The sequence below is a fragment of the Nesterenkonia maliinae genome, from assembly GCF_051262655.1.
Classification (GTDB): Bacteria; Actinomycetota; Actinomycetes; order Actinomycetales; family Micrococcaceae; genus Nesterenkonia.
In genome coordinates, this window is sequence record NZ_JBIMEY010000003.1 from 214008 (window position 1) to 237853 (window position 23846).

Genomic DNA, 23846 nt, shown 5'->3' on the forward strand with positions numbered 1-23846 from the left:
GACGGAGTGAAGGTGCATCGGTGAGGCCCTCAGACCTCTTCGACCGAGCTGGGCTCTGCGCGGGAGAGATCGATGCCGAGCTCCTCCGCAGCGCTGAACCCGGTTTCCTCGGAGTCACGCATCTCGACCTTGCTGCCGTCTGCGGAGAGGACCTCCACGTTGAGGCAGAGCGACTGCATCTCCTTGATGAGCACCTTGAACGACTCCGGAACGCCTGGCTCCGGGATGTTCTCGCCCTTCACGATGGCCTCGTAGACCTTCACACGACCGTGGATGTCATCCGACTTGATCGTCAGCAGCTCCTGCAGGGTGTAGGCGGAGCCGTAGGCCTCCAGGGCCCAGACCTCCATCTCACCGAAGCGCTGTCCGCCGAACTGTGCCTTGCCGCCCAGGGGCTGCTGGGTGATCATCGAGTACGGTCCGGTGGAGCGTGCGTGGATCTTGTCATCGACGAGGTGGTGCAGCTTCAGGATGTACATGTAGCCGACCGCGACGCCCTCGGGGAACGGCTCGCCGGAGCGACCGTCGAAGAGCTGCGCCTTGCCGTTGGCGCCCACGAGCTGCTCGCCGTCGCGTGACGGGTTCACAGACTCCAGGATGCCGGTCAGCTCGGCCGGCTCGGCGCCGTCGAACACCGGGGTGGAGACCTTGGTGGGTCCGGTCTCGCGGGGCAGGTTCGGGAGCTTCTTGATCCAGTCAGGCTCGCCCTCGATCTTCCAGCCCTGCTTGGCGGCCCACCCGAGGTGGACCTCCATGACCTGTCCGATGTTCATACGACCGGGCACGCCCAGCGGGTTCAGCACGATGTCCACCGCGGTGCCGTCGGGCAGGAAGGGCATGTCCTCCACAGGAAGGATCCTGGAGATGACGCCCTTGTTGCCGTGACGGCCGGCGAGCTTGTCGCCGTCGGTGATCTTGCGCTTCTGAGCCACGTAGACGCGGACCAGCTGGTTCACGCCGGGGGGCAGATCGTCGCCCTCCTCCGCGTCGAAGATCCGGACGCCGATGACGGTGCCGGACTCGCCGTGGGGAACCTTCAGCGAGGTGTCACGCACTTCGCGGGACTTCTCGCCGAAGATGGCGCGCAGCAGACGCTCTTCCGGGGTCAGCTCGGTCTCGCCCTTGGGCGTGACGCGACCGACCAGGATGTCGCCTGCTGAGACCTCGGCGCCGATGTGGATGATGCCGCGCTCGTCGAGCTGGGCGAGCATCTCCTCGGAGACGTTGGGGATGTCACGAGTGACCTCCTCGGCACCGAGCTTGGTGTCGCGAGCGTCGACCTCGTGCTCCTCGATGTGGATCGAGGTGAGCACATCGTCCTGGATCATCCGCTGGGAGAGGATGATCGCATCCTCGAAGTTGTGACCCTCCCAGGACATGAACGCGACCAGCAGGTTCTTGCCCAGGGCCAGCTCGCCGGCCTCGGTGGAGGGTCCGTCGGCGATGATCGACTGGCGCTCCAGCCGATCCCCCTCGGAGACCCGCACACGCTGGTTGTAGGCGTTGCCCTGGTTCGAGCGCTGGAACTTCATGATCGGGTAGTGGATCTGCGTGCCGTCATCGTTGAGCACGGTGACCATGTCGGCGGCCACGCGGGTGACCACGCCGGGCTTCTCGGCGGTGACCGAGTCTCCGGCGTCGATGGCGGCGAACTTCTCCATGCCGGTGCCGACCAGCGGGGACTCCGACTCCAGCAGCGGCACAGCCTGGCGCTGCATGTTCGCGCCCATGAGGGCGCGGTTGGCGTCGTCGTGCTCCAGGAACGGGATCAGCGCGGTGGCGACTGACACCATCTGGCGCGGCGAGACGTCCATGTAGTCGATCTCATCCGGGATGGTCAGCACGGGCTCGCCCTGCTCACCGGTGCCGTCTGCACGGCCACGGCACAGGACGGTGGCTTCAGCGAAGGTCCCGTCCTCGTTCAGCGGCGCGTTGGCCTGGGCGATCTGGGAGACCAGCTCGTCGTCGGCGGTGAGGTAGTCGATCTGATCGGTGACGACACCCTTGACGACCTTGCGGTACGGGGTCTCGATGAAGCCGAAGGCATTGATCCGCCCGTAGGTGGCCAGCGAGCCGATCAGGCCGATGTTCGGGCCTTCCGGGGTCTCGATGGGGCACATGCGGCCGTAGTGCGACGGGTGGACGTCACGGACCTCCATGCCGGCGCGATCACGGGAGAGACCGCCCGGGCCCAGCGCGGAGAGGCGACGCTTGTGCGTCAGTCCGGCCAGCGGGTTGTTCTGATCCATGAACTGCGAGAGCTGCGAGGTGCCGAAGAACTCCTTGATGGAGGCGACGACGGGGCGGATGTTGATCAGCGTCTGCGGCGTGATGGCCTCGACGTCCTGAGTCGTCATCCGCTCGCGGACCACGCGCTCCATGCGGGACAGGCCCGTGCGGACCTGGTTCTCGATGAGCTCGCCGACCGCACGGATGCGGCGGTTGCCGAAGTGATCGATGTCATCGACGGTGATGTGGACGTCGATCTCTGAACCGTCGCGGATGCCCTTGATGGTCTCCTTGCCGGCGTGCAGCGCGGCGAGGTAGTGGATCATCGCGACGATGTCCTGCTCGTTGAGCACCGAGGCGTCAGCGTCGGTGAACGCCTTGTCCACGCCGAGCTTGCGGTTGAGCTTGTAACGGCCCACCTTGGCCAGGTCATAGCGCTTCGGGGTGAAGTACAGCCCGCGCAGCAGCGACTCGGCGGCCTCCACGGTCGGCGGCTCGCCCGGACGCAGCTTGCGGTAGATGTCGATCAGCGCATCGGCCTGGGTCTCGAAGGCGTCCTTCTCCATGGTGGCGCGGATCGAGTCGTACTCGCCGAACTCTTCCAGGATGCGGGACTCGCTCCAGCCCAGTGCCTTCAGCAGCGCGGTGACCGGCTGCTTGCGGCGGCGGTCGAGGCGCACGCCGACCTGATCGCGCTTGTCGATCTCCAGCTCGAACCATGCACCGCGTGAGGGGATGACCTTCGCGGTGTAGATGTCCTTGTCGCTGGTCTTGTCCGGGGTGCGCTCGAAGTAGGCACCTGGGGAGCGGACCAGCTGGGAGACGACGACACGCTCGGTGCCGTTGATGATGAACGTGCCGCGGTCGGTCATGAGCGGGAAATCGCCCATGAACACGGTCTGCTGCTTGATCTCACCGGTGTTGTGGTTCATGAACTCGGCCTTGACGTACAGCGGAGCGGAATACGTAGTGTCCCGTTCCTTGCACTCAGCGACCGGCATCTTGGGGTCGGCGAACTCAGGATCGGAGAAGCTCAGGGACATGGTGCCCTGGAAGTCCTCGATCGGTGACATCTCTTCGAAGATGTCGGAGAGTCCGGAGGTTTCGGAAACGCCCTTGATGCCCTTCTGCCGGGCCTCCTCGACACGAGCAGCCCAGCTGTCGTTGCCGATGAGGCGGTCGAAGGAGTCGATCTGCAGAGCCAGAAGCTCCGGGACATCGAGGGGTTCGTGAATCTTTGCGAATGAGAGTCGGCCTGCGTATTCAGCAGTGCGGGCCGAGGCAGCGGTTTGAGTCGTTGAGGTGCTCGAGGCGACCAAGTTGGATCCTTCCACAGACCTTCGTAGCTTCCGTAGGAATCACGCATAAATTCAACTGCCCACCGCTATTTGAAGGCACTGATGTAGAGAAGATGCGCAAAAGTACAGAATAGACTACGAAGGCAGCCCAAGGCAAGACGAGGTCGCCGGGGCGAGAGACGCGAGGACGGTGCCTGGCGCCGAACAGGAAGGCCGGCGAAGAGTGCAGATGGGTCTCCGGGCTTTCTGGGCAGTAACTGTACCAGCCCCCGGGACCGAGGCGTGCGATGGGACACACCCCTGGCGCGTCCAGCTGAGCGCCGGGTCGCTCCGGCATCGACCCAGGTCGGCAGAGGGGCGACGCCGAGCGGGTCGGGATCGACGCCGGTCCGTGCGGGACCGACGCCGGTCGTCTCAGACGATTCGGCGCCGTTCGGCCCAGCGGGTGAGCTCGTGGCGCGAGGAGAGCTGCAGCTTGCGCAGCACCTTGGAGACGTGGGTCTCCACGGTCTTGATCGAGATGAACAGCTCGCCGGCGATCTCCCGATAGGTGTAGCCGCGGGCGATCAGCCGCATCACCTCCACCTCTCGTGCTGAGAGCCGGTCCAGCTCCTCGTCGCGCACGTCCTCGACTACCCCGGTGCCGAAGGCATCGAGCACGAAGCCGGCCAGGCGCGGGGAGAACACCGCGTCCCCGGTGGCGACGTCTTTGACGGCCTCGACCAGGTCGGCGGTGCTGATGGTCTTGGTGACGTAGCCGCGGGCCCCGGCGCGGATCACCGAGACCACGTCTTCGGCCTGGTCGGAGACGCTGATCGCGAGGAACCGCACCTCGGGGAGATCGCGGCAGGCGCGCACGACCTCAGCGCCTCCCCCGCCGGTCCCGCCGGGGAGATGGACGTCGAGCAGCACCACCTCGGGGAGTCCGACCCGGACGGCGGCGATCGCGGACTCGACGTCGTGGCCCTCGCCGACGACCTCGACCCGGCCCGAGAGCTCCGCCTTCAGCCCGGCGCGGAAGATCCCATGGTCGTCGACGATGACCACCCGGCGCAGGCTGCTGACAGGCTGCTCACCCATAGGTCTCCTCGCGCTCACGCGACGGCTCGGTGGCGGCCTCGGGTCCGGTCGTCGCCGCGACGGGCATGCGGAGCTGGACCTCGGTGCCGGTCTCGCCCGAGCGGATCCGGGCGGAGCCGCCGGCCCGGTTCATCCGGCCGATGATCGATTCGCGCACTCCGAGCCGGTCGGACTCGATGCCGGCAGGGTCGAAGCCGGTCCCGCGGTCGCGGATGAACACGGCATCCTCGGCGGGCGATGACTCCAAGTACACGGAGGCGGGCCCGGCGTGCTTGAGCGCGTTGACGATCCCCTCGCGGGCCGCCGCCACCAGGACCCGGTGGTCGCTGCGTCGGGACTCCCCGACTGCGATGACCTCCACCGGCGCGCTGTGCATCTCCTCGAGCTCGGCGGCGATGCTGGTCAGCTGCTCCTTCAAGGTGCCGGTCTCGACGCTGTCCCGGCTGTAGAGCCAGCCGCGCAGCTGCCGCTCCTGTCGCCGCGCCAGCCGTTCCACGGAGGCGGGGTCGTGCCGGTGCTTCTGGATCATGGCCAGGGTCTGGAGCACCGAGTCATGCAGGTGGGCCGCGATGTCGGCACGCTCGGCCTCGGCGGCGGCGCGGGCGCGTTCGGTGTTGGAGGTGCGGTAGAGCCGGATGAGCCACGGTGCGGTGACCAGGGCGACGCCGGCCAGCAGCATCGCCGCCACCATCAGTCCCAGCAGCAGGTCCGCCGCCGGCAGGAATCCCCCGGCCAGGAGCAGCAGGGCGAGGATCACCAGCAGCACGCCGATGGAGAACTGCCAGAGGATCGCGCGCCGGGAACGAGCCCCGTGGGCGCGCTGACCTGGCGCCGGGTCAGCGGTGCTGAGTCCGATGGCATCCACCTGGGACCAGGCGAGCAGCACCCCGACGCCCAGGATCAGCGGAGGCCCGATGAGCCACCAGTTGATCTGTGCGCCCAGCAGCTGCAGCCCGATCAGTCCGGCCCCGCCCAGCAGCGCTCCGCCCAGAAGCACCTGCGGAGAGCTGGTCAGAGAATGGAGCAGCTCGCGTCCCCGGGCGCTCCAGTACTGGACGGGCTCTGCCTTGGGATCGATGCCGCTGGCGGCACTCGCCTGCGCTCCGGTGCTCGCCGGATCCTCGGTGTCGTCACCCTCGACCGCGGGCCCGCTGAGTCCCCGGGCCCCCGCATCAGGTCGCGGCTCGTCCTCTCGAGGAACGAAGATCCAGAGCCAGCAGTAGAGCAGCAGGCCGATCCCGCCGGCGATGCTGAGTCCGATCATGACGGTCCGCACCGAGGTCACCGAGATCCCCAGATGCCGGGAGAGTCCCAGGCAGACCCCGGCCAGGGGGGTCTGCGCGGCGCGCAGCAACGGAGGCCGCTGCGGGCCTGCGCTGTTCTGCGCCGGGGGCGTCTGACGGGCGCTGTCCATATTCTCCATACTGCCACGCTCACACGTGCACTTCGATGGTCCAAGCCCGATATCGGGGGCCTGAGGGCCGGGATTCAGGGTTCAATCAGGGTGTCCCCCAATAGCGGGGAGACGCGGGCCCGGCGGAGACTGGATTCATGGACAATCAGAAGCCTGAGACAGGCCGCCGCTTCTTCGACTGGATCCGCACCACGGGGCTCAGCCGTCCCGAAGAAGGCTGGCTCGGAGGAATCTTCGCCGGAATCTCACTCAAGGTGGGATGGGACGCCGCCCTGGTGCGTGGGCTCGGCGTCGTCGCTTTCATCATCTTCTTCTCCCCCGCGGCACTGCTCTACGGGCTGGCGTGGATCCTCATCCCGGATCGCGAGGGAAGGATCCATGCGCAGCAGGCCGTGCGTGGGGACTACACCTCCGGCTTCATCGGAGGTGCGGTCCTCACGGTCATCGGTGCGCTGAACATCTTCACCCCGGTCAGCGTCGCTGGACCGCTCGCCGTGCTGCTGAACCTGGTCATCCTCGGTGCAGTGGGCTGGCTGGTCTACGTGATGGTCCGGAATCACCGGCGCAGCTCCGGCGCCGCAGGCCCGGACGGGGCAGTCCCCTCGAGCGGCGCGGCAGGTTCCACGCCGGGCCGCTTCGACGGCTCGGGACGGGGCGCCGCGGGAAAAGCTGAGGCCGGGAGCTCGAAGCCGCCGCGTGCGGACGGGAAACCGGCCTGGTATCCCAAGGAGGAGTCGACGACGCCGAGCTCCTCCGCTCACGCCTCCCCCGCTGCCCAGGCTGCCGCCCCTGCGAGCTCTGTGTCCGCCAGGACCCGCGAGCCCCGCCCGCAGTGCTCGCCCCGCGAGCAGGCCGCCCGGCGTCGTCGCCGTCAGCTGAGCTGGGGGCTGGCGACGCTGGCGGTGCCGGTCATCGTGGGACTCGCGTGGCTGGGCGGAGGATTCGGGATCTCCGGCGCCACCGTGGCCATCGCGGCCACCGCCGGTCTGGTGCTGATCCTCGGACTGACCCACTTCACCGCAGCGCTTCGAGGCCGCCCGGGCACCCCGGGGCTGCTCGCGCTGAGCACCGCGGTCATGCTGGTGCTCTTCGCCGGACAGAGCGCCTCCGGCTTCGGCAGCGGCACGAACCACGCCTTCGGCAACTACGAGACCTCGGAGAACCAGGTGCAGAGCGTCTTCTCAAACACCACGATGGACCTGCGCGAGCTGGCCGAGAACCAGGCCCCTGGTTTCGCGTCATCCGTCCCGGAGGCCCAGCTCAACCAGGCCTTCGGCAACACCACAGTGATCATCCCCGACGAAACTCGGGTGACCATCAGCAACGGCCAGGCGCTGAGCAACCTCGAGATCGCCACCCAGGAGGACAGCCTGGAGCGCTCAGGGATCTCCGGCGATGACCTGGTGATCGGGCCCGAAGACGCCGAGGAGGAGCTCCATCTGGAGCTGAACTCGGCCTTCGGCAACACCACGATCTATGACTCCACCACCTACGAGCAGGAAGGTGAGCAGCGATGACCGCCGAGCACCCCGAGCAGGACGCGCGCACCCACCCCACCCGGCCGCTTCCACCCGAGCCGGCCGACGTCGACGAACTGCTGGCCGAGTCGCTGCGGGCCCAGAGCGAGCGAGACTTCACCTGGAAGGAGCCCGAGCGCGGTCCCCGCTGGTTCGAGCGCGCCGAGCAGGAGGCGGCGCTCAGCGCCGGGACCGCGCCGGCGACCGACGCAGTGGCGGCCCCCGCCGGGAAGGGCCCGCTCGCGGGAACTCCCGGCAGCTCGGACCCGCGGTCGGTGAGCGGACCTCGCATCTCAGGCGTCATCTACGCCGCGATCGCGGTGGCGCTGGCGCTGTGGGTCCTGGCGAGCACCGTGCTGGGGATCTACATCGACTGGCTCATCGTGGCCCTCGGGGTCTTCGCCCTGGCCGGGCTGGCCCTGGTGGCGACCGGGCTGATGCCCAAGCCTGGCAGCCGGCTCTGATCAGCTCTTCAGAGCCTCAGGAATACAGAAATCCCCCGGAAGGAAGCCTTCCGGGGGATTTCTATATCAGCAGTCAAGACTGCCTGGATGCGGCTGTCGCCGCTCCGATCACTTGAGGGTGACGGTGGCGCCTGCGCCTTCCAGGGTCTCCTTGGCCTTCTCGGCGGTTGCCTTGTCGACACCTTCGAGAACAGCCTTGGGGGCGCTGTCGACGACGTCCTTTGCCTCCTTGAGACCGAGGGAAGTCAGACCGCGCACCTCCTTGATGACGCCGATCTTCTTCTCGCCTGCGGACTCGAGGACCACGTCGAACTCGGTCTGCTCTTCTTCTTCCTCAGCTGCTGCTGCGGGAGCCGCTGCGGCTGCTGCGGGAGCAGCTGCAGTGACGTCGAAGGTCTCTTCGAAGACCTTGACGAACTCGGAGAGCTCGATCAGGGACATGTCCTTGAACTGTTCGATCAGTTCTTCGTTGCTCATCTTCGCCATGGGGGCGCTCCTTCTAAATGTTTAGGGGGTGTTGCTTGCGGATCTGTGGTGAGCTCGAGCTCAGGCAGCTTCCTGCTTCTCGCGCAGTGCCTCGACCGTGCGAACGGCCTTCGACAGCGGCGCCTGGAACAGGGCAGCGGCCTTGGACTGGACGCCGATGAGGGCACCAGCCATCTTGCCGAGCAGAACCTCACGGGATTCAAGATCCGCGAGCTTCTTCATACCTGCCTCATCGAGGGCGACGCCATCCATGTAGCCGCCCTTGACGATCAGCGCAGGGTTGCTCTTGGCGAAGTCACGCAGCGCCTTGGCCACGTCCACGGGGTCCCCGTGGACGAAGGCGATTGCGGAGGGTCCGGACATCTTGCCTTCAAAGGCGTCGATGCCGACTTCCCGGGCCGCAATCTCGGTGAGCGTGTTCTTCACCACAGCGTAGTGTGCGTTCTCTCGCACGGACCGGCGCAGAGTCTGCAGCTGGCCCACGGAGAGGCCGCGGTATTCCGTGAGCACTGCGGCAGTCGAGTTGTTGAAGAGTTCCTTCAACTCATCGACGGCGGCAGCCTTCTCAGGATTCGCCATGGCACTCCTTCCGATCATGTAAGCCGGTCACCACCCTCGAGCTGGGGCATAAAAAATGCCCCGCTGCGCAAGGCACGGGGCATGACTTCAAGCGTGGGGCTGATCGCGTATCACCGCGGGCAGCCTCTGGAGTGAAGAGCTGATCGTGTCCTGCGCAGGTCGCCCGAATCGGGTCTTTACGTTGCATCGCCTCACAGACATGATGTCTGCTGACCACGCAGAACAGCCACTGATCTGCGCACGACGACAACGACCGGCGGTCTTTGGTCAGCCCTCACTCTACACACGGATCCACTCCTGCGCAAAACGCAGGCACCAGGGCGCAGCTGAGGCCCCCGTCCATCGGACGAGGGCCTCAGCTGGTGACGCTCGGGAGGACTCAGTCAGCGATCACCTTGGTCACGTTCGGGTCCACCGGAATGCCGGGGCCGAAGGTGGTGGTCACGGTGGCCTTGGCGATGTAGCGACCCTTCGAAGCCGAAGGCTTCAGACGAAGGACCTCTTCCAGGGCGGCGGCGTAGTTCTCCGCCAGCGCCTCGGCATCGAAGCTGGTCTTGCCCACGATGAAGTGCAGGTTCGAGTGCTTGTCCACGCGGAAGGTGATCTTGCCGCCCTTGAGCTCGTTGACAGCCTTGGCGACGTCGGGGGTGACGGTGCCGGTCTTGGGGTTCGGCATCAGGTTACGCGGACCCAGCACCTTGCCCAGGCGACCGACCTTGCCCATCATGTCGGGCGAGGCGACGGCGGCGTCGAAGTCGGTCCAGCCGTCGGCGACCTTGGCGATGAGCTCGTCGCCGCCGACGTAGTCAGCCCCGGCCTCTTCGGCCTTGGCGATGTTGTCGCCCTGGGTGAAGACGACGACGCGGGAGGTCTTGCCGGTGCCGTTGGGCAGGATGACCGTGCCGCGGACCATCTGGTCCGCCTTTCGCGGATCCACCGAGAGCCGCATGGCGACCTCGACGGTGGCGTCCGACTTGGAGGGGTTGATCTCCTTGGCCAGGGCTAGTGCCTCGGCCGGGGAGTACAGGGCATCTTCGTTGACCTTCTGTGCCGCTGCTTCATAAGCTTTGCTGCGCTTTGCCATCTGCGTTGTTCTCCTTAGCAGTCGTGGTACGCGGGTCGCGCTCGACCCTTCCCACCGTCCGGCTCATGGCCGGACAAAATGATCAGTTGATGTTGGGCGTGAGCCCGGTTCAGCCTTCGACCGTGATGCCCATGGAGCGGGCAGTTCCGGCGACGATCTTGGAGGCCGACGCGAGGTCGTTCGCGTTGAGGTCCTCCATCTTGGTCTGAGCGATCTCTTCGACCTGTGACTGGCTGAGCTTGCCGACCTTCTCGGTGTGCGGCACGCCGGAGCCCTTGGCCACGCCTGCTGCCTTCTTGATCAGCTCGGCGGCCGGCGGGGTCTTGGTGACGAAGGTGAAGGAGCGGTCTTCGTAGACCGTGATCTCCACAGGGATCACATTGCCGCGCTGAGCCTCAGTCGCGGCGTTGTAAGCCTTGCAGAACTCCATGATGTTGACACCGTGCTGACCGAGTGCAGGACCGATCGGCGGGGCCGGGTTAGCGGCGCCTGCCTTGATCTGCAGCTTGATCAGGCCGGAGACTCTCTTCTTCGGGGCCATGTTTAAGCGTCCTTTGCTTGCGTGGTGGGTTCCTGCGCTCGTTGCCGCTGGAGGCGGCGCACGGGGCCTGAACCCTCACCTGGTGTCCCTGTGCCACAGGAGCGTGACGCAGGGGGGTGGCCATCATGGCGTGATGACCGGTTCGACGCCGCCGGCCAAAGCCACCTGCCGCGTCGAAAGTCTTGAGTTCTCACATGGCCTGGGACGACGACGTCGTCGTCCCGGACCATGCAGGTGAACCTCAGTAGATCTTTTCGACCTGGTTGAAGTTCAGCGTCACCGGGGTCTCGCGCTCGAAGATCGAGACGAGCACCACGAGCTGACGCGAATCTGCGTGGATCTCCGAGATGGAGGCCGGCAGGGTGGCGAAGGGGCCGTCGGTGACGGTGACCGACTCGCCGACCTCGAAGTCGACCTTGATGTCCGACGCCGCAGGAGCGGGGGTGCCGTCCTCGCTGAGCTTGGGCGCATCCGGCTTGCCGAGGAGGTGATCCGAGAGCATGTCGAAGACCTCGTCGGAGCTCAGCGGGTGCGGGTCGTGGGCATTGCCGACGAATCCGGTGACACCGGGGGTGTGGCGCACCACGCCCCAGGAGGCGTCGGTGAGCTCCATGCGGACGATGACGTAGCCCGGGATGCGGACTCGGCTGACGACCTTGCGCTGGGTGCCCTTGATCTCCACGACCTCTTCCATGGGGACCTCGATCTCGAAGATGTGGTCCTCCATGTCCTGGGTCTGGATGCGGGTCTCCAGGTTGGACTTCACGCGCTTCTCGTAGCCCGCGTAGGTATGCACCACATACCAGTCGCCGAGCTGGCGGCGCAGCGTGGACTTCAGTGCCGCGGCGCGCTCCTCGTAGGACTTCTCCTCCTCGGGAACCTCGACCTCGGCGGCCTCGCCCTCATCGGACGTGGTCTCGGCCTGGGCCTCGGCGTCGACGTCGGTCTCCTCGGATGCGTCCTGCGCAGCCTCGGTGTCCTCGTCGGTCACGGCGTCGGTCTGCGCGGCCGTCTCGTCAGCGGCTGAGGCGTCATCGGCCGCGTCGATGCCGGCTGCTGAATCGACAGCGGCATCCTGGGCGGCGTCGACCTCTTCGGTCTGCTGCGAAAGATCCTGTTCAGACACTGTTCTCCTGCTTTCCGTGGTGCTCACCGCCACACGGCGAGCTCTCGTTCACGTGGTGGATGCCCGGGACTGCGACATCACGTCATGGTCATCTGGGCGGCCCAGCTCAGTCCTCGGCGCCGCCGGCGGGCGGCTCGACCGGCTGCTCGACGCCTCCCCCGGTCGAGCCGAAGAGCGCCTCCGCACCCCGGCTGAACACGGCGTCGAAGCCGGTGACGATTCCGATCACGATGACCACGAAGACCAGCACGACCAGCGTGTAGTTGGTCAGCTCGCGGCGGGTCGGTACGACCACCTTGCGGAGCTCGTCGACGACCTGGCGGAGGAACAGCCACAGCTTCCCGAACGGGCCCTTCGGATCGCCGCCGGCAGGCGTGGAGCCCTGATCATGCGTCGAAGGCGACTGGGACACGAAGACTCCATCTGTTCACGGTTAAGGCGGGTGCCTAGCAGGGCAGACAGGACTCGAACCTGCAACCTACGGTTTTGGAGACCGTTGCGCTACCAATTGCGCCACTGCCCTAGGGGGTAACTGACCCTCCACCACGCTACCGTATCGGGAACCGGAGCTCCGGTTTCGGGGCACGATGGATCGGAGGTGCCTGAGACACCGAACGATCACTCTACGCCCTCGGCCCGGTGCAGGACAAACCGGTAGGCTTGAATCAGTCCATGAATCCCGAAAGGATCCCTCAGACATGACTGCTCCGAACTCCCGCATCTCCGACCGTATCGGCTCCATCGCCGAGTCCGCCACCCTCGCGGTGGACGCGAAGGCCAAGGCCCTGAAGGCGGCGGGTGAGGATGTCATCGGATTCGGTGCGGGTGAGCCGGACTTTCCCACCCCGGACTACATCGTCGAGGCGGCCCGTGAGGCGGCGCTGAACCCCCGCTTCCACCGCTACTCCCCCGCCGCCGGTCTGCCCGAGCTTCGCGCGGCCGTCGCGGAGAAGACGACCCGAGACTCCGGGTACCGGATCGACGGCGAGGCGCTGGCCGCGGCGAACGTCCTGATCACCAACGGCGGCAAGCAGGCCGTGTACAACACCTTCGCCACCCTGTTGAACCCCGGCGACGAGGTCATCCTGCCGGCTCCGTTCTGGACCACCTACCCCGAGGCGATCAAGCTCGCCGGCGGCGTGCCGGTGGACGTCTTCGCCGGACCCGAGCAGGGCTACAAGGTCACCCTCGAGCAGCTGGAGCAGACGCTCACCGAGGCCACCAAGGTGCTGGTCTTCGTCTCCCCCTCCAACCCCACCGGTGCGGTCTACTCCGCCGAGGAGGTGCGCGAGATCGGCCGCTGGGCGGCGGAGAAGGGCCTCTGGGTGGTCACCGATGAGATCTACGAGCATCTCACCTACGACGACGCCGAGTTCAGCTCCATCGCCGCCGTCGAGGAGCTCACCGACCAGGTCGTCATCCTCAACGGCGTCGCCAAGACCTATGCGATGACCGGCTGGCGGGTGGGCTGGATGGTGGGCCCGACCGACGTGATCAAGGCCGCCGCGAACCTCCAGTCCCACGCCACGAGCAACGTCGCCAACGTCTCGCAGATGGCCGCACTCGCAGCCGTGGAAGGTCCGCTGGACGCGGTCGAGAAGATGAAGACCGCCTTCGACCGACGACGCCGCGCCATCGTGGCCGGGCTCAATGAGATCACCGGGTTCTCCTGCCCGACCCCCGAGGGCGCCTTCTATGCCTACGTCGATGTCCGCGAGGCGCTGGGCCGCGAGATCGCCGGACGCACGCCGCAGACCTCTGCGGAGCTCGCCGAGCTGATCCTGGAGGAGGCGAAGGTCGCCGTGGTCCCGGGCGAGGCCTTCGGCCCCAGCGGGTTCCTGCGGCTCTCCTACGCCCTGGGCGACGAGGATCTGGCCAAGGGACTGCGCCGGCTCCAGGACCTGCTCGGCTGATCCCCCGTCGGCGCAGAGGCCCGGCCGAGCCGGGCCTCTGCGGATTCCGCTCGACCCCATAGACTTAGGCGCAGCAACCTGCCGAGGAAGTCAGGCCTGAGATTTTTCCTGAAATCCATGAAGGGACGAGCTGAATCACCATGCGCATCGGACTGCTCACCTCCGGCGGCGACTGCCCCGGCCTCAACGCCGTCATCCGCTCCTCCGTGCTCCACGGGATCAAGAGCTACGGCGACGAGTTCGTCGGCTTCAAGGGCGGCTGGCGAGGACTCATCGAGGGCGACTACATCGACCTTCCCCGGCAGTCCGTGCGCGGACTCTCCCGCGAGGGCGGCACGATCCTCGGGACCTCCCGCACCCATCCGTACAACCACCCCCAGGGTGGTCCGGAGAACATCGCCAAGCAGCTCAAGCGCCACGACATCGACGCGGTCATCGCCATCGGCGGCGAGGGCACCCTCGCCGGGGCCAAGCGGCTCGCCGACGACGGGATCCCTGTGGTGGGCGTCCCGAAGACGATCGACAACGATCTCAAGGCCACTGACTACACCTTCGGGTTCGACACCGCGATCTCCATCGCGACCGACGCGATGGACCGGCTGCGCACCACCGGAGAGTCCCATCACCGCTGCATGGTCGCCGAGGTCATGGGTCGCCACGTCGGCTGGATCGCGCTGCATTCCGGCATGGCGGCCGGCGCCCACGCGATCCTGATCCCGGAGCACAAGGTCTCCATGGACCAGGTCTGCGAATGGGTCGAGCAGGTCCACTCGCGCGGACGCTCACCGCTGGTGGTCGTCGCCGAGGGGTTCATCCCCGAGGACGCCGAGGCCGCACTGGCCGGCAAGGGGGAGGAGTCCGACGGGCGCCCCCGGCTGGGTGGTATCGGTGAGTGGGTGACGCACCAGATCGAGTCCAAGACCGGCATCGAGTCCCGCCACACGACGCTGGGGCACATCCAGCGCGGCGGCAACCCCACCGGCTATGACCGGGTGCTCGCCACCCGCTTCGGCATCCGCGCCCTGGACCTGGTGCACGAGCAGGCCTGGGGCCATATGGCCGCGCTGCGCGGCACCGAGATCGTCAAGGTCGATCTCACCGAGGCGCTGGACGGGCTCAAGACCGTCCCGCCGGAGCGCTACGAAGAAGCGCAGATCCTCTTTGGCCGCTGATCCGGGACTCGGGACGAGTCTCGGGGACCATACGCGCAGCATCATCGCGCTGGCCTGGTCCCGCATGCTCGGCCTCGACGATGAGGAGCTGCTCGGCGGCGCGGGGCCGCGCCGCGAGGTCAGCACCGAAGACGGCTCCGCGGTGACCTTTGTGCGGATCTTCGAGCACACCGTGCTCAGCGGACCCGCCCAGGTGCTGCGCGATGCCCGCCGCTTCGAGGACGACGAGCTCGCCGATGAACGCCGGCTCCTGGAGATCTCGCGTCGACACGCGGAAGGCGCACGGAGCCTCGGTGCGGCCCAGCTGCTCTACGCCGAGGAGCCGCCCGTCCTGGACGCCGCCCAGCGCGGGGCGGTCTCCTTCGATCCGGCCCACGTGCAGGCGGTCCTCGCCGCCTCCCCCGCCGACGACGTCCAGGCCGCTGGGATCGCGGACGCCCCCTGGCGGGCGGCGCTGGTCCACGAGGACACCGCGACGGTGCTCGGCGCGGCCGGACGCGAGCTCTGGGCCGGGATGCTCGCCCACCTCGGCATCCTCACCGTGCCGGATCAGCGTCGTAGCGGGGTCGGGAGAGCGCTGGCGGCGGTCGAGGCCGAGGAGGCCTTCACCGAGGGGCTCATCCCGCAGTGGCGGGCCCGCACCGAGTCCATCGGTTCGCTGCGGATCGCGGCCGCGCTGGGATTCAGCCCGTCCGGCTCACAGACCACCGTGGTCTTCGACTGAGTCGTTGACCCAGCGGCAGAGGATCAGCGGCGCTGGCCGCGCAGGAAGTCTCCCTGCGGACGGCCCACGGCCTGGCCGGCGTCCGGGCGGACGATGACCTCCTGCGCAGCGGCATAGAAGGTCGCCGAGTCAGCGTCGCCGTCGCGCACCACCAGCTGCAGCGTGGGGTCCACCTTGCGCTTGACCAGGGCCAGCGCGATCGGTCCCATCTCGTGGTGGCGGGCCACCGAAGTCACCTTCCCCACCGGTCGCTCCTGGGCCAGCTCGGCGGCGGTGGCCTCGGGGCTGGCCGCGAGGATGTCGGCGCCGATGGCCGGGAGCGTGTGTTCGCTGCCGTCGAGGTGGAGGAAGACCAGACGGCGCGGCGGATGGCCGAGATTGTGCACCCGCGCCACGGTCTCCTGGCCCTTATAGCAGCCCTTGCTCAGATGCACGGCGGTGCGGATCAGGTCCAGCTCGTGCGGGATCGTCTTCTCGTCGACCTCACGGGCCAGGCGGGGGCGCCAGGCGGCGACGCGCAGCGCCTCGGCCGCCATGGTCCCGGCGACGCTCCATCCGGCCTGCTCCAGTCCGGTGACCGTGGTCTCCAGCGTGGTCCGCGGGACCACGTTCAGGTGCCAGGACCAGTCCGCTCCGGGGTGCTCCTCCTCGGCGACCTGGGCGTAGCTGGCCGCGCCGGGGCCGAGCTGCGGCCAGGGGTCGTCCCAGCCGATGACGAGCTCGGCGACCGCGGAAGCCGGCAGCGCGGCGGTGGAGCCGAGCACCGCGTAGTCGGCGGTGCGATCGGTGATCTCCACCCGGAGCATGAACTTCATCGAGTCCAGCCACTGGGCCAGCACCCCGCCGTGGGTGTTCTCGGTGATCAGCCAGACGGTCTCGCCGTCGTCCACCACCGCGGCGTCGTGTTCGATGCGTCCGGAGATGTCGAGCAGCAGCAGCTCGGTGGACTCCCCCGGCTTGAGCCCGGCGACCTGCTGGGAGGACAGGGTGGTCAGCCAGGTCAGCCGGTCTGGGCCGGTGACCGTCACCACGCTGCGGTGGGAGAGGTCGACGACGGCGGCGCCGCGGGCCAGTGCCCGCTGCTCACGGGTGGGGTCCCCGTAGTGGGCGGCCACCGCGGCGTCGTCTCCGCCGTCGGGGACGGCGCCGGCGCGGTTCAGCAGGGGCGACTTCGAGTTCTCATCCACGGGCGGACTCCTTCATCGGTGCGGCGGGCGCGCGAGGTGCGCACGGCGCGGGGTGCCTGCCACATCGGGCAGGCGAGAGCGAGGCTCAGGCAGTGCTCTTGGCGCTGACCTCTTCGGCCGAGGCGGTGCGGTCCAGGATCGCCGAGGCGTGCGGGACCATCTCGCCGTCGGCGGCGCGGAGATCCCAGCGCCAGAACAGCTGACTGTTCACCAGTCCGAACATGCGGGAGGCACCGGGATATTCCGCAGCGTGCTCGCCGCGCATCACGGCGTCGGTGGCCAGCTGCAGCTGCGGACCCTTGATCTTGCCGTAGTAGAGCTCCGAGATGCTTCCCGGATGGGTGATGGTCGCGGTGATGGCGAAGGATCCGTCCTGCTCGGCGAGCCGGTCGACCTCGGCGGCGCTCTTATAGGCCGGGACCACGTCTGCGGGGTCGAGGCCGGGGCCGACGTCGGCGTCGGTGCGGGCACGATCCAGCGACCAGAAGCCGGTCTCCACCGAGAGGGGTCGCAGCCGTGCACCGGCCTCGTCGGCGAGCCAGGTCTCGGCGCGATATTCGACGAACTCCAGGCCGGTGTCCCTGAAGGTCACGTCCTGGGTGAAGATCGGGTCGTCCTGCTCGCCCGAGCCCAGTCGGCCCTGGCCGCGCCAGCTGCCGAGCAGCCAGTACAGCGGGGCGAGCTCGGGCGTCAGGTCGGTGGGAAGCTCCATCGGGGCCATCGGCTCAGCTCCTCAGCGCGCGGGTGCCACAGGCGTGTGCCTCGGTGCGGTGCAGGCGGATCAGCGCTGACCCTTGTACAGCCGGGAGATGACGGTCCAGGAGATGCCGGCGATCATCAGCGTCACCAGGAGCAGCAGCCCGATGAAGAAGATCTCCAGTGCCAACAGTGAGACGTTCTGCAATGCTAAGTTCATGGCTGAAGTGTACAACTTCACACCAGCAGAAGACGCTCCGTGAAGTAGGTCAGCGCGCCCATCGCCGCGATCGGGGCCGCACCGACCGCGATCCCGGAGAGGATCCCCTGCGGCGGGCCCTGCGCCAGGAGGAACCGGCGGAAGGATGCCAGCAGGAGTCCGGCCACCAGTCCGAGCGTCCCGGCGAAGAGCAGGGTCAGTTCTCCCCAGGCCAACGTCATGCCGATGCCGGCCGCCACGCTGCCCAGGACCACCAGCAGCATCGCCCATGCGTTGGGCAGCGGAACCGCGGCCAGCAGGGTCCCGACGATCAGCGTGCCTGCGGCCAGCGCCACCACGGTCAGCTCCCCGGAGGTCCCGGTGACGGCGAGCAGGGTGGTGTCCTCCACCGGCAGCAGCCCGCGCACCGCGAGGATCCCGCGGGCGTCGTCGCCGGTCGCGTCGGCGAGCTCCACGGGGTAGCGCAGACCGGCCACCCACCCGGCGCCGGTGGTCGCGATCAGCACTCCGGCGCAGGCTCCGATGGTCGACTCCAGCCGGTGCGGCCTTCCGGTCCCGCGCAGCACCTGGATCAGGAAGATGCTCATCACACCGAAGGCCAGCGCCACCGAGGACCAGAAGAAGAGATCATCTGCGGCACCGACGACTCCGGCGCCCAGGGCAGCGATGACACCGGCGCAGGCGATCACGGTCGAGAGCGAGCGCCGGGCTGAGACGCCCATCAGCTGGGGCCACCCCAGCGCGATGAGGATCGACAGCCCGCAGACCACCAGCGTCATCGCGACGGTCCCGGCCCAGGAAGCCAGGGCGAGCGCTGTCGCGGCGAGCAGGGCGGAGGCTGCGACTGGGATGTACTTCACAACAGGCCATCCTAGAGGTCGGCGCTTCACACGTCGCATATACTCATCTGCAGATCGCTGAATCACGTTTTCGCATTGTGAAATCACTGGCGTTTAAGACCGTAATCACCGTTGACGACCCTGCGGGACCCGGTGAAGACAGTGACCCAAGGGGAAGGAGTCATGCATGGCTCAAGTTCTGCTGCTCTCAGACACCCCGGACGACGCACTACCGTCACTGGAGCTGCTCACCCACCGAATCCGCACCTTCCCCGCTGAAGCCTCCTCGATCGTGCGGGCTCCCAATGTGGACGTCACGCTGATCGATGCGCGCACCAAGCTCGCCCACGCCCGGTCGCTGTGCCAGCTGGTGAAGTCCTCGATGCTCTCACCGGTGCTCGTCATCGTCACCGAAGCCGGCCTGGCCACGCTGAACGAGTCCTGGCAGGCCGATGACTTCATCCTCGGCGAGGCCAGCCCCGGCGAGATCGACGCCCGGATCAGGCTGGCAGCAGTGGAGACCGAGGAGGAGACCCCGGTCGGCGAGATCCGCGCCGGTGGAATCACCATCGACGAGACCACCTATATGGCGACCATCAACGGACGCCTGCTGAACCTGACCTATAAGGAGTTCGAGCTGCTCAAGCACCTCGCGCTGCACCCGGGCCAGGTCTTCACCCGCGACCGGCTGCTCCACGACGTCTGGGGCTACGACTACTTCGGCGGCACCCGCACCGTGGACGTCCACATCCGACGTCTGCGCGCCAAGCTGGGGCCCGATCACGAATCACTGATCGGCACCGTCCGCAATGTCGGATACCGCCTGGTGATCAGCGGGTCGGACACCGCGACCCCACCGGACGACGACCGGCGCGACGACGGCGCAGACGCCGCCTGAGCCGGTGACCTGAGGGTTCAGCTCCGATACAGTGAGCCCATGAACCCAGGAGATGGCACCCCAGAAGACACCGAGCTCGCAGTGGTCGAGCTCAGCGACGGCGCACCCGATGCCGACCTGCACCACGCGCTGCTCGAGCTGGCAGCCGTCTCCGCCGAGGCTGACGCAAACCCGCCGTTCTCGGAACAGACGCTGGTGGAGCTGCACCGGGCTGCTGACCGGCCTGAGGCCGCGACGTCGGAGACGGCCTCAGGCACCTCCGCAGAAGGTCAGCGCAGCCCGCTGAGGATCGCCTACGCCTGGACCGATGCGCGGCCGGATTCCCGGCTGCTCGCCGGGGCCGGCGTCGTCGTCGAGGGTGCACACGGGACGCCCGACGTGTTGGAGCTGGTGGTCCGACCTGACTGCCGCCAGCGCGGCATCGGCACCGCCCTGGTGGAGGCGCTCACCGAGAACGTGCTCTCCCCCACCTCGGGCCGGGTGCAGCGCGCCTGGGCCCATGGCGAGCACGACGCCGCGGCGCGGCTCGCCCGACGCTACGGCTGGAACCCGGTGCGCGAGCTCTGGCGGATGCGGCTCACCGACCTCGACGAGGCGCCCTCGCCCGAGCTGCCCGAGAGCATCACGATGCGCAGCTTCCGCCCGGGCGTCGACGACGAGGCCTGGCTGGCGGCGAACGCCGCGGCCTTCGCCGATCACCCCGAGCAGGGCCGGCTCACCCTCGAGGACCTGCATGCCCGAATGGCCGAGGACTGGTTCGACCCCGAGGGGGTCCTGCTGGCCTGGGAGGGCGAGCAGCTCGTCGGGTTCCACTGGACCAAGGTCGCGGATCCGGACCTCGGTGAGGTCTACGTGGTCGGCGTCGTGCCCACCGCGCAGGGTCGCGGCCTGGGCCGCAGCCTCACCCTTGCCGGGATCGAACACCTGCACCGGAGCGGTCTGGCCGCCATCATGCTCTACGTGGACGCCGACAACACTGCCGCGGTGAAGCTCTACAAGAAGCTTGGATTCACCAAATGGGACGCTGACACCATGTACGCCCCGACCGAGGAAGCCGCCGTGGAACCAGCCTGATATCTTGGTCTCTCGTGAGCTCCCCCGAGACCATGAGCAAGGTCCCCCGCCGCAGAACTGTCACGGTCTCCGATGACGGGCTCGATGCCGAGATCCTCGCCGCCGGCGCGCTGTGCTGGCGCATCCGTCGTGCCGAGCTCGAGGTGCTGGTGATCCACCGGCCCCGCTACGACGACTGGTCCTTCCCCAAGGGCAAGCTCGACGAGGGCGAGACGCTGCCTGAGTGCGCGGTCCGTGAGGTCCGCGAGGAGATCGGACTCAAGGTCCGGCTCGGCATGCCGCTGCCGATCACCCGCTACTCCGTGGGCAAGGCGCGCGGCGCCCGGAACGGGAACGGGAACGGCAGCAAGGACAAGGCCGTCTGGTACTGGGCCGCCCAGGTCGCCGAAGGCACTCCCGTCCCGGATGGCGACGAGGTCGATGAGACCGCCTGGGTCAGCGTCGAGCGGGCCCGCGAGCTGCTGACCAATCGAGGCGACGTGCTGCCGCTGGACGAGCTGGAGCGTCTCCACGAGGACCGGCGGCTGCACACCCTGCCCTTCATCGTGCTGCGCCACGCCAAGGCCAAGCCGCGCTCCTCCTGGTCCCGGGCCGAGTCGGAGCGGCCGCTTGCGGCCACGGGCAAGCGCCAGGCCCGCGCGGTGGAGCGGCTGCTGATCTGCTGGCGCCCCCGCCACCTGGAGTCCAGCCCCTGGAAGCGCTGCGCCGAGACCATCGCGCCCTACGTCAAGGCCCATCGCAACCGCGCCACCTACCGCAAGTCGCTCACGGAGAAGCGCGCGGAGGCCCACCCGGGACGCTCCCGGGCCCGGGTCCGACGCTGCCTGGAGCTGCTGCTGCCCACGCTGATCTGTACCCATCGTCCGGTCCTTCCTCTGATCCTGGACACCATGAGCGCCTGGCTGCAGGATCCGCGGCTTCTGCAGGCGATCCCTGATGAAGATCCGTATCTGCGCCCCGGCGCCGTGCTGGTGGCCCAGCAGGCCATGGATCGCGGCGGCGAGATCGTCTCGATCGAGGTCTACGAGCCCTTCGAGGACTGAACTGTCCCCTCGGGGCCCGGGCTGAACTCGCCCGGGCTGTGAGCGTCCCCGCCGGACCGCTGACAATGGTGGACTGTGACGGTACTCTCAATGCATGAGTGCGCCGAAGAACGTCCATCCCACCGCCGAGCTCAACATCGACGAGGACCGGGGCCGGGCCGAGCTCTGGGACACCATCAACGGGCGTCGCACCTTCATCGGGTTCATCGGCTTCACCCCCGAGACGTTGCGCGGTCAGGAGGTCACCCTCCTGCAGCACACCATCGTCCACCCGCAGTATGGCCGACAGGGCTACGCCCGCTGCCTGGTGACCCTGCTGCTGGACCAGCTGCAGGCCGAGGGCCGGCTCTTCGCCTCCGAGTGCACCTATGTGGACGCCTACCTGCACCGCTATCCCGAATATCGGTCACTGCAGGCCACCTTCTCCTGACCCGCAGCCCGGAGGCCCGCAGCTTGGACGGACGGGTCGCACGCGCGTCGAAGCGGGCAGGCGCACACCCGTCGGGGCAGCGCCCTGGCGCCCAGGCCCCACCGGTATGCTGTGGGGCGTGAACTCGACGATCCCCACCCCGTACGAGGACCTGCTCGCAGACGTGCTGAACACCGGCACCGCCAAGTCTGACCGCACCGGAACCGGCACCAGAAGTGTCTTCGGGCGGCAGATTCGGTTCGATCTCGCAGAGTCCTTCCCTCTGATCACGACCAAGCGAGTGCACTTCAAATCGGTGGCGCTGGAGCTGCTCTGGTTCCTGCGCGGGGACTCCAACGCCCGCTGGCTGCAGGAGCGCGGCGTGCGGATCTGGAACGAATGGGCCGGCGAGGACGGCGAGCTCGGCCCGATCTACGGCGTGCAGTGGCGCTCCTGGCCGACCCCGGACGGGAAGAACATCGACCAGATTGAGCAGCTGATCAGCTCGCTGAAGACGAACCCCGATTCGCGACGCCACGTGGTGAGCGCCTGGAACCCGGCTCAGATCGATGACATGGCGCTGCCCCCCTGCCACATCATGTTCCAGTTCTACGTGGCCGACGGGCGGCTCTCCTGCCAGCTCTACCAGCGCAGCGCCGACATGTTCCTCGGCGTGCCCTTCAACATCGCCTCCTACGCGCTGCTCACCCGGATGGTCGCCCAGCAGGTCGGACTCGAGCCCGGGGAATTCATCTGGACCGGCGGGGACTGCCACATCTATGACAACCACGTGGACCAGGTGCGCGAACAGCTCTCCCGCGCCCCCTACCCGGCGCCCGCCCTGGCGATCACCCGGACCCCGGACTCGATCTTCGACTACCAGTTCGAGGACTTCGATGTCCGCGACTACCAGCACCACCCCGCCATCAAGGCCGCCGTCGCCGTATGAGCGACCACCCCAAAACGGCAGAGATCGGCATGATCTGGGCCCAGACCCACACCGGGGTCATCGGCGACGCCGGGGCCATGCCCTGGCATCTGCCCGAGGACCTGGCGCATTTCACGGCCACCACCCGCGGCGCCCCGGTGGTCATGGGACGACGGACCTGGGAGTCCTTCCCGGCGAAGTACCGCCCGCTCCCCGGCCGACAGAACATCGTGATCACCTCTGATCAGCACGCCGCAGAGCAGATCCGCGGGCTGGGCGGCCACCCCGTGGCCAGCCTGGACGAGGGGCTCGAGCTTGCCGCGGCCTCCGCGGCCGAGAAGATCTGGATCATCGGCGGCGGTCAGGTCTATGCCGAGACCGTCCAGCGCTCTATCGCCGACCTCGCGGTGATCACCGTGATCAAGAGCTCCGCCTCCGGTGATACCTCGGCTCCGGCGCTGACCGAGCAGTGGGAGCTCACCCAGCGAGACCCCACCGCCGGAACCCATCAGGGCGCCAACGGGCTGGAGTACCACATCGAGACACACCGACGCAGGCCTGAGCTGACCGAGACCACCCGCGCCAGCCAGGGCGCCGCCAGCAAGACGGACCACAGCGCTGACCAGAGCGCTGCCAGCAAGACGGACCAGGCCTCACAGGCGACCTCCACCAATCTCATGATGCTGGGACTCGGCGGCTACCTGATCCTCCCGTTCCTGGCCCTCTTCACGGTGACCCTGGGCTTCGTCCTGGTGCTCAATGACCGGATCCTGCCCGGTCTCGCCTTCCTGTTCGTCGCGCAGATCTGGGTGGCCGGCGGGCTGTGGGCGCATCTGTCGCGTCGTCGTCTGCTGCAGGAGATCAAGGACGCCCGGGGTACCGACGAGACCCCAGAAGCACCCGGCGTCGCGGGCTGACTCTGACT

Annotated in this window: 24 protein-coding genes and 1 tRNA gene; 11 read left to right on the forward strand and 14 right to left on the reverse strand. The window is 67.8% G+C overall.

Features of this window, described 5'->3' with window-relative positions; genetic code table 11:
• Nucleotides 1-29: 29 nt before the first annotated feature.
• The 3 genes from rpoB to ACHAA4_RS07940 form a co-directional block, all read right to left on the reverse strand.
• On the reverse strand, nucleotides 30-3548 hold the full coding sequence (rpoB, locus tag ACHAA4_RS07930; RefSeq protein ID WP_435773634.1) for a DNA-directed RNA polymerase subunit beta: 3519 nt from the start codon (nucleotides 3546-3548) through the stop codon (nucleotides 30-32).
• A gap of 393 nt (nucleotides 3549-3941) precedes the next feature.
• Nucleotides 3942-4607: a LuxR C-terminal-related transcriptional regulator gene (locus ACHAA4_RS07935; protein WP_435773635.1), complete on the reverse strand. Its 666-nt coding sequence runs from the start codon at nucleotides 4605-4607 to the stop codon at nucleotides 3942-3944.
• Nucleotides 4600-6021 (reverse strand): ATP-binding protein, encoded by a 1422-nt coding sequence (locus ACHAA4_RS07940; RefSeq protein WP_435773636.1) that lies wholly within the window; start codon nucleotides 6019-6021, stop codon nucleotides 4600-4602. The genes ACHAA4_RS07935 and ACHAA4_RS07940 overlap by 8 nt, the downstream gene beginning before the upstream one ends.
• Before the next feature lie 137 nt (nucleotides 6022-6158).
• On the opposite strand from ACHAA4_RS07940, the gene ACHAA4_RS07945 reads away from it, so the two are divergent.
• A complete protein-coding gene (locus ACHAA4_RS07945; protein ID WP_435773637.1) occupies nucleotides 6159-7538 on the forward strand; it encodes a PspC domain-containing protein in 1380 nt (459 codons plus the stop codon).
• Nucleotides 7535-8002, forward strand: coding sequence for a hypothetical protein (locus tag ACHAA4_RS07950; RefSeq protein ID WP_435773638.1), 468 nt, complete (start codon nucleotides 7535-7537; stop codon nucleotides 8000-8002). The genes ACHAA4_RS07945 and ACHAA4_RS07950 overlap by 4 nt, the downstream gene beginning before the upstream one ends.
• A gap of 108 nt (nucleotides 8003-8110) precedes the next feature.
• Here the strand turns inward: ACHAA4_RS07950 and rplL are convergent, their stop codons facing one another.
• From rplL to ACHAA4_RS07985, 7 genes are all read right to left on the reverse strand, one after another.
• The gene (gene rplL / locus ACHAA4_RS07955) at nucleotides 8111-8488 is read right to left on the reverse strand and encodes a 50S ribosomal protein L7/L12 (protein WP_435773639.1); all 378 of its coding nucleotides are present in this window, start codon (nucleotides 8486-8488) and stop codon (nucleotides 8111-8113) included.
• 60 nt (nucleotides 8489-8548) lie between these two features.
• Nucleotides 8549-9067, reverse strand: a complete 519-nt coding sequence (gene rplJ, locus ACHAA4_RS07960; protein WP_435773640.1) for a 50S ribosomal protein L10 — start codon at nucleotides 9065-9067, stop codon at nucleotides 8549-8551.
• Between the two features lie 379 nt (nucleotides 9068-9446).
• Nucleotides 9447-10151 (reverse strand): 50S ribosomal protein L1, encoded by a 705-nt coding sequence (gene rplA, locus ACHAA4_RS07965; protein ID WP_435773641.1) that lies wholly within the window; start codon nucleotides 10149-10151, stop codon nucleotides 9447-9449.
• A gap of 109 nt (nucleotides 10152-10260) precedes the next feature.
• Nucleotides 10261-10692, reverse strand: coding sequence for a 50S ribosomal protein L11 (rplK, locus tag ACHAA4_RS07970; protein WP_036473227.1), 432 nt, complete (start codon nucleotides 10690-10692; stop codon nucleotides 10261-10263).
• Nucleotides 10693-10933: 241 nt separating this feature from the next.
• Nucleotides 10934-11818, reverse strand: coding sequence for a transcription termination/antitermination protein NusG (gene nusG / locus ACHAA4_RS07975; RefSeq protein WP_435773642.1), 885 nt, complete (start codon nucleotides 11816-11818; stop codon nucleotides 10934-10936).
• A 106-nt stretch (nucleotides 11819-11924) separates the two neighbouring features.
• Nucleotides 11925-12230, reverse strand: coding sequence for a preprotein translocase subunit SecE (gene secE, locus ACHAA4_RS07980; RefSeq protein ID WP_106121781.1), 306 nt, complete (start codon nucleotides 12228-12230; stop codon nucleotides 11925-11927).
• Between the two features lie 38 nt (nucleotides 12231-12268).
• Nucleotides 12269-12341, reverse strand: a tRNA-Trp gene (locus tag ACHAA4_RS07985).
• 175 nt (nucleotides 12342-12516) lie between these two features.
• Between ACHAA4_RS07985 and ACHAA4_RS07990 the strand changes: the two genes are divergently transcribed.
• The 3 genes from ACHAA4_RS07990 (at nucleotide 12517) to ACHAA4_RS08000 (ending at nucleotide 15627) form a co-directional block, all read left to right on the forward strand.
• Nucleotides 12517-13731, forward strand: coding sequence for a pyridoxal phosphate-dependent aminotransferase (locus tag ACHAA4_RS07990; RefSeq protein ID WP_435773643.1), 1215 nt, complete (start codon nucleotides 12517-12519; stop codon nucleotides 13729-13731).
• A 140-nt stretch (nucleotides 13732-13871) separates the two neighbouring features.
• Nucleotides 13872-14903, forward strand: coding sequence for a 6-phosphofructokinase (locus tag ACHAA4_RS07995; protein WP_435773644.1), 1032 nt, complete (start codon nucleotides 13872-13874; stop codon nucleotides 14901-14903).
• Nucleotides 14893-15627 carry a hypothetical protein gene (locus ACHAA4_RS08000; protein ID WP_435773645.1) on the forward strand — a complete coding sequence of 245 codons (735 nt, stop codon included), beginning with the start codon at nucleotides 14893-14895 and terminating at the stop codon, nucleotides 15625-15627. The genes ACHAA4_RS07995 and ACHAA4_RS08000 overlap by 11 nt, the downstream gene beginning before the upstream one ends.
• A 23-nt stretch (nucleotides 15628-15650) precedes the next feature.
• On the opposite strand, the gene ygfZ is transcribed toward ACHAA4_RS08000, so the two are convergent.
• From ygfZ to ACHAA4_RS08020, 4 genes are all read right to left on the reverse strand, one after another.
• Nucleotides 15651-16814: a CAF17-like 4Fe-4S cluster assembly/insertion protein YgfZ gene (gene ygfZ / locus ACHAA4_RS08005; RefSeq protein WP_435773646.1), complete on the reverse strand. Its 1164-nt coding sequence runs from the start codon at nucleotides 16812-16814 to the stop codon at nucleotides 15651-15653.
• A gap of 85 nt (nucleotides 16815-16899) precedes the next feature.
• Entirely contained in the window at nucleotides 16900-17535 is a 636-nt protein-coding gene (locus tag ACHAA4_RS08010) for a nitrobindin family protein (protein WP_435773647.1), read from the reverse strand.
• A 60-nt stretch (nucleotides 17536-17595) separates the two neighbouring features.
• The gene (locus ACHAA4_RS08015; RefSeq protein WP_435773648.1) at nucleotides 17596-17730 is read right to left on the reverse strand and encodes a hypothetical protein; all 135 of its coding nucleotides are present in this window, start codon (nucleotides 17728-17730) and stop codon (nucleotides 17596-17598) included.
• A 17-nt stretch (nucleotides 17731-17747) separates the two neighbouring features.
• Nucleotides 17748-18590 carry a hypothetical protein gene (locus tag ACHAA4_RS08020; protein ID WP_435773649.1) on the reverse strand — a complete coding sequence of 281 codons (843 nt, stop codon included), beginning with the start codon at nucleotides 18588-18590 and terminating at the stop codon, nucleotides 17748-17750.
• 166 nt (nucleotides 18591-18756) lie between these two features.
• On the opposite strand from ACHAA4_RS08020, the gene ACHAA4_RS08025 reads away from it, so the two are divergent.
• From ACHAA4_RS08025 to ACHAA4_RS08050, 6 genes are all read left to right on the forward strand, one after another.
• Nucleotides 18757-19467: a response regulator transcription factor gene (locus tag ACHAA4_RS08025; RefSeq protein ID WP_435773650.1), complete on the forward strand. Its 711-nt coding sequence runs from the start codon at nucleotides 18757-18759 to the stop codon at nucleotides 19465-19467.
• A gap of 39 nt (nucleotides 19468-19506) precedes the next feature.
• A complete protein-coding gene (gene mshD, locus ACHAA4_RS08030) occupies nucleotides 19507-20541 on the forward strand; it encodes a mycothiol synthase (RefSeq protein ID WP_435773651.1) in 1035 nt (344 codons plus the stop codon).
• 32 nt (nucleotides 20542-20573) lie between these two features.
• Nucleotides 20574-21584 carry an NUDIX hydrolase gene (locus ACHAA4_RS08035; protein WP_435773652.1) on the forward strand — a complete coding sequence of 337 codons (1011 nt, stop codon included), beginning with the start codon at nucleotides 20574-20576 and terminating at the stop codon, nucleotides 21582-21584.
• Between the two features lie 94 nt (nucleotides 21585-21678).
• Nucleotides 21679-22014 carry a GNAT family N-acetyltransferase gene (locus tag ACHAA4_RS08040; protein ID WP_106121773.1) on the forward strand — a complete coding sequence of 112 codons (336 nt, stop codon included), beginning with the start codon at nucleotides 21679-21681 and terminating at the stop codon, nucleotides 22012-22014.
• A gap of 106 nt (nucleotides 22015-22120) precedes the next feature.
• On the forward strand, nucleotides 22121-22942 hold the full coding sequence (locus ACHAA4_RS08045; RefSeq protein ID WP_435773653.1) for a thymidylate synthase: 822 nt from the start codon (nucleotides 22121-22123) through the stop codon (nucleotides 22940-22942).
• Nucleotides 22939-23838: a dihydrofolate reductase gene (locus tag ACHAA4_RS08050; protein ID WP_435773654.1), complete on the forward strand. Its 900-nt coding sequence runs from the start codon at nucleotides 22939-22941 to the stop codon at nucleotides 23836-23838. Before ACHAA4_RS08045 ends, ACHAA4_RS08050 begins: the two co-directional genes overlap by 4 nt.
• The last annotated feature ends 8 nt before the right edge of the window (nucleotides 23839-23846 follow it).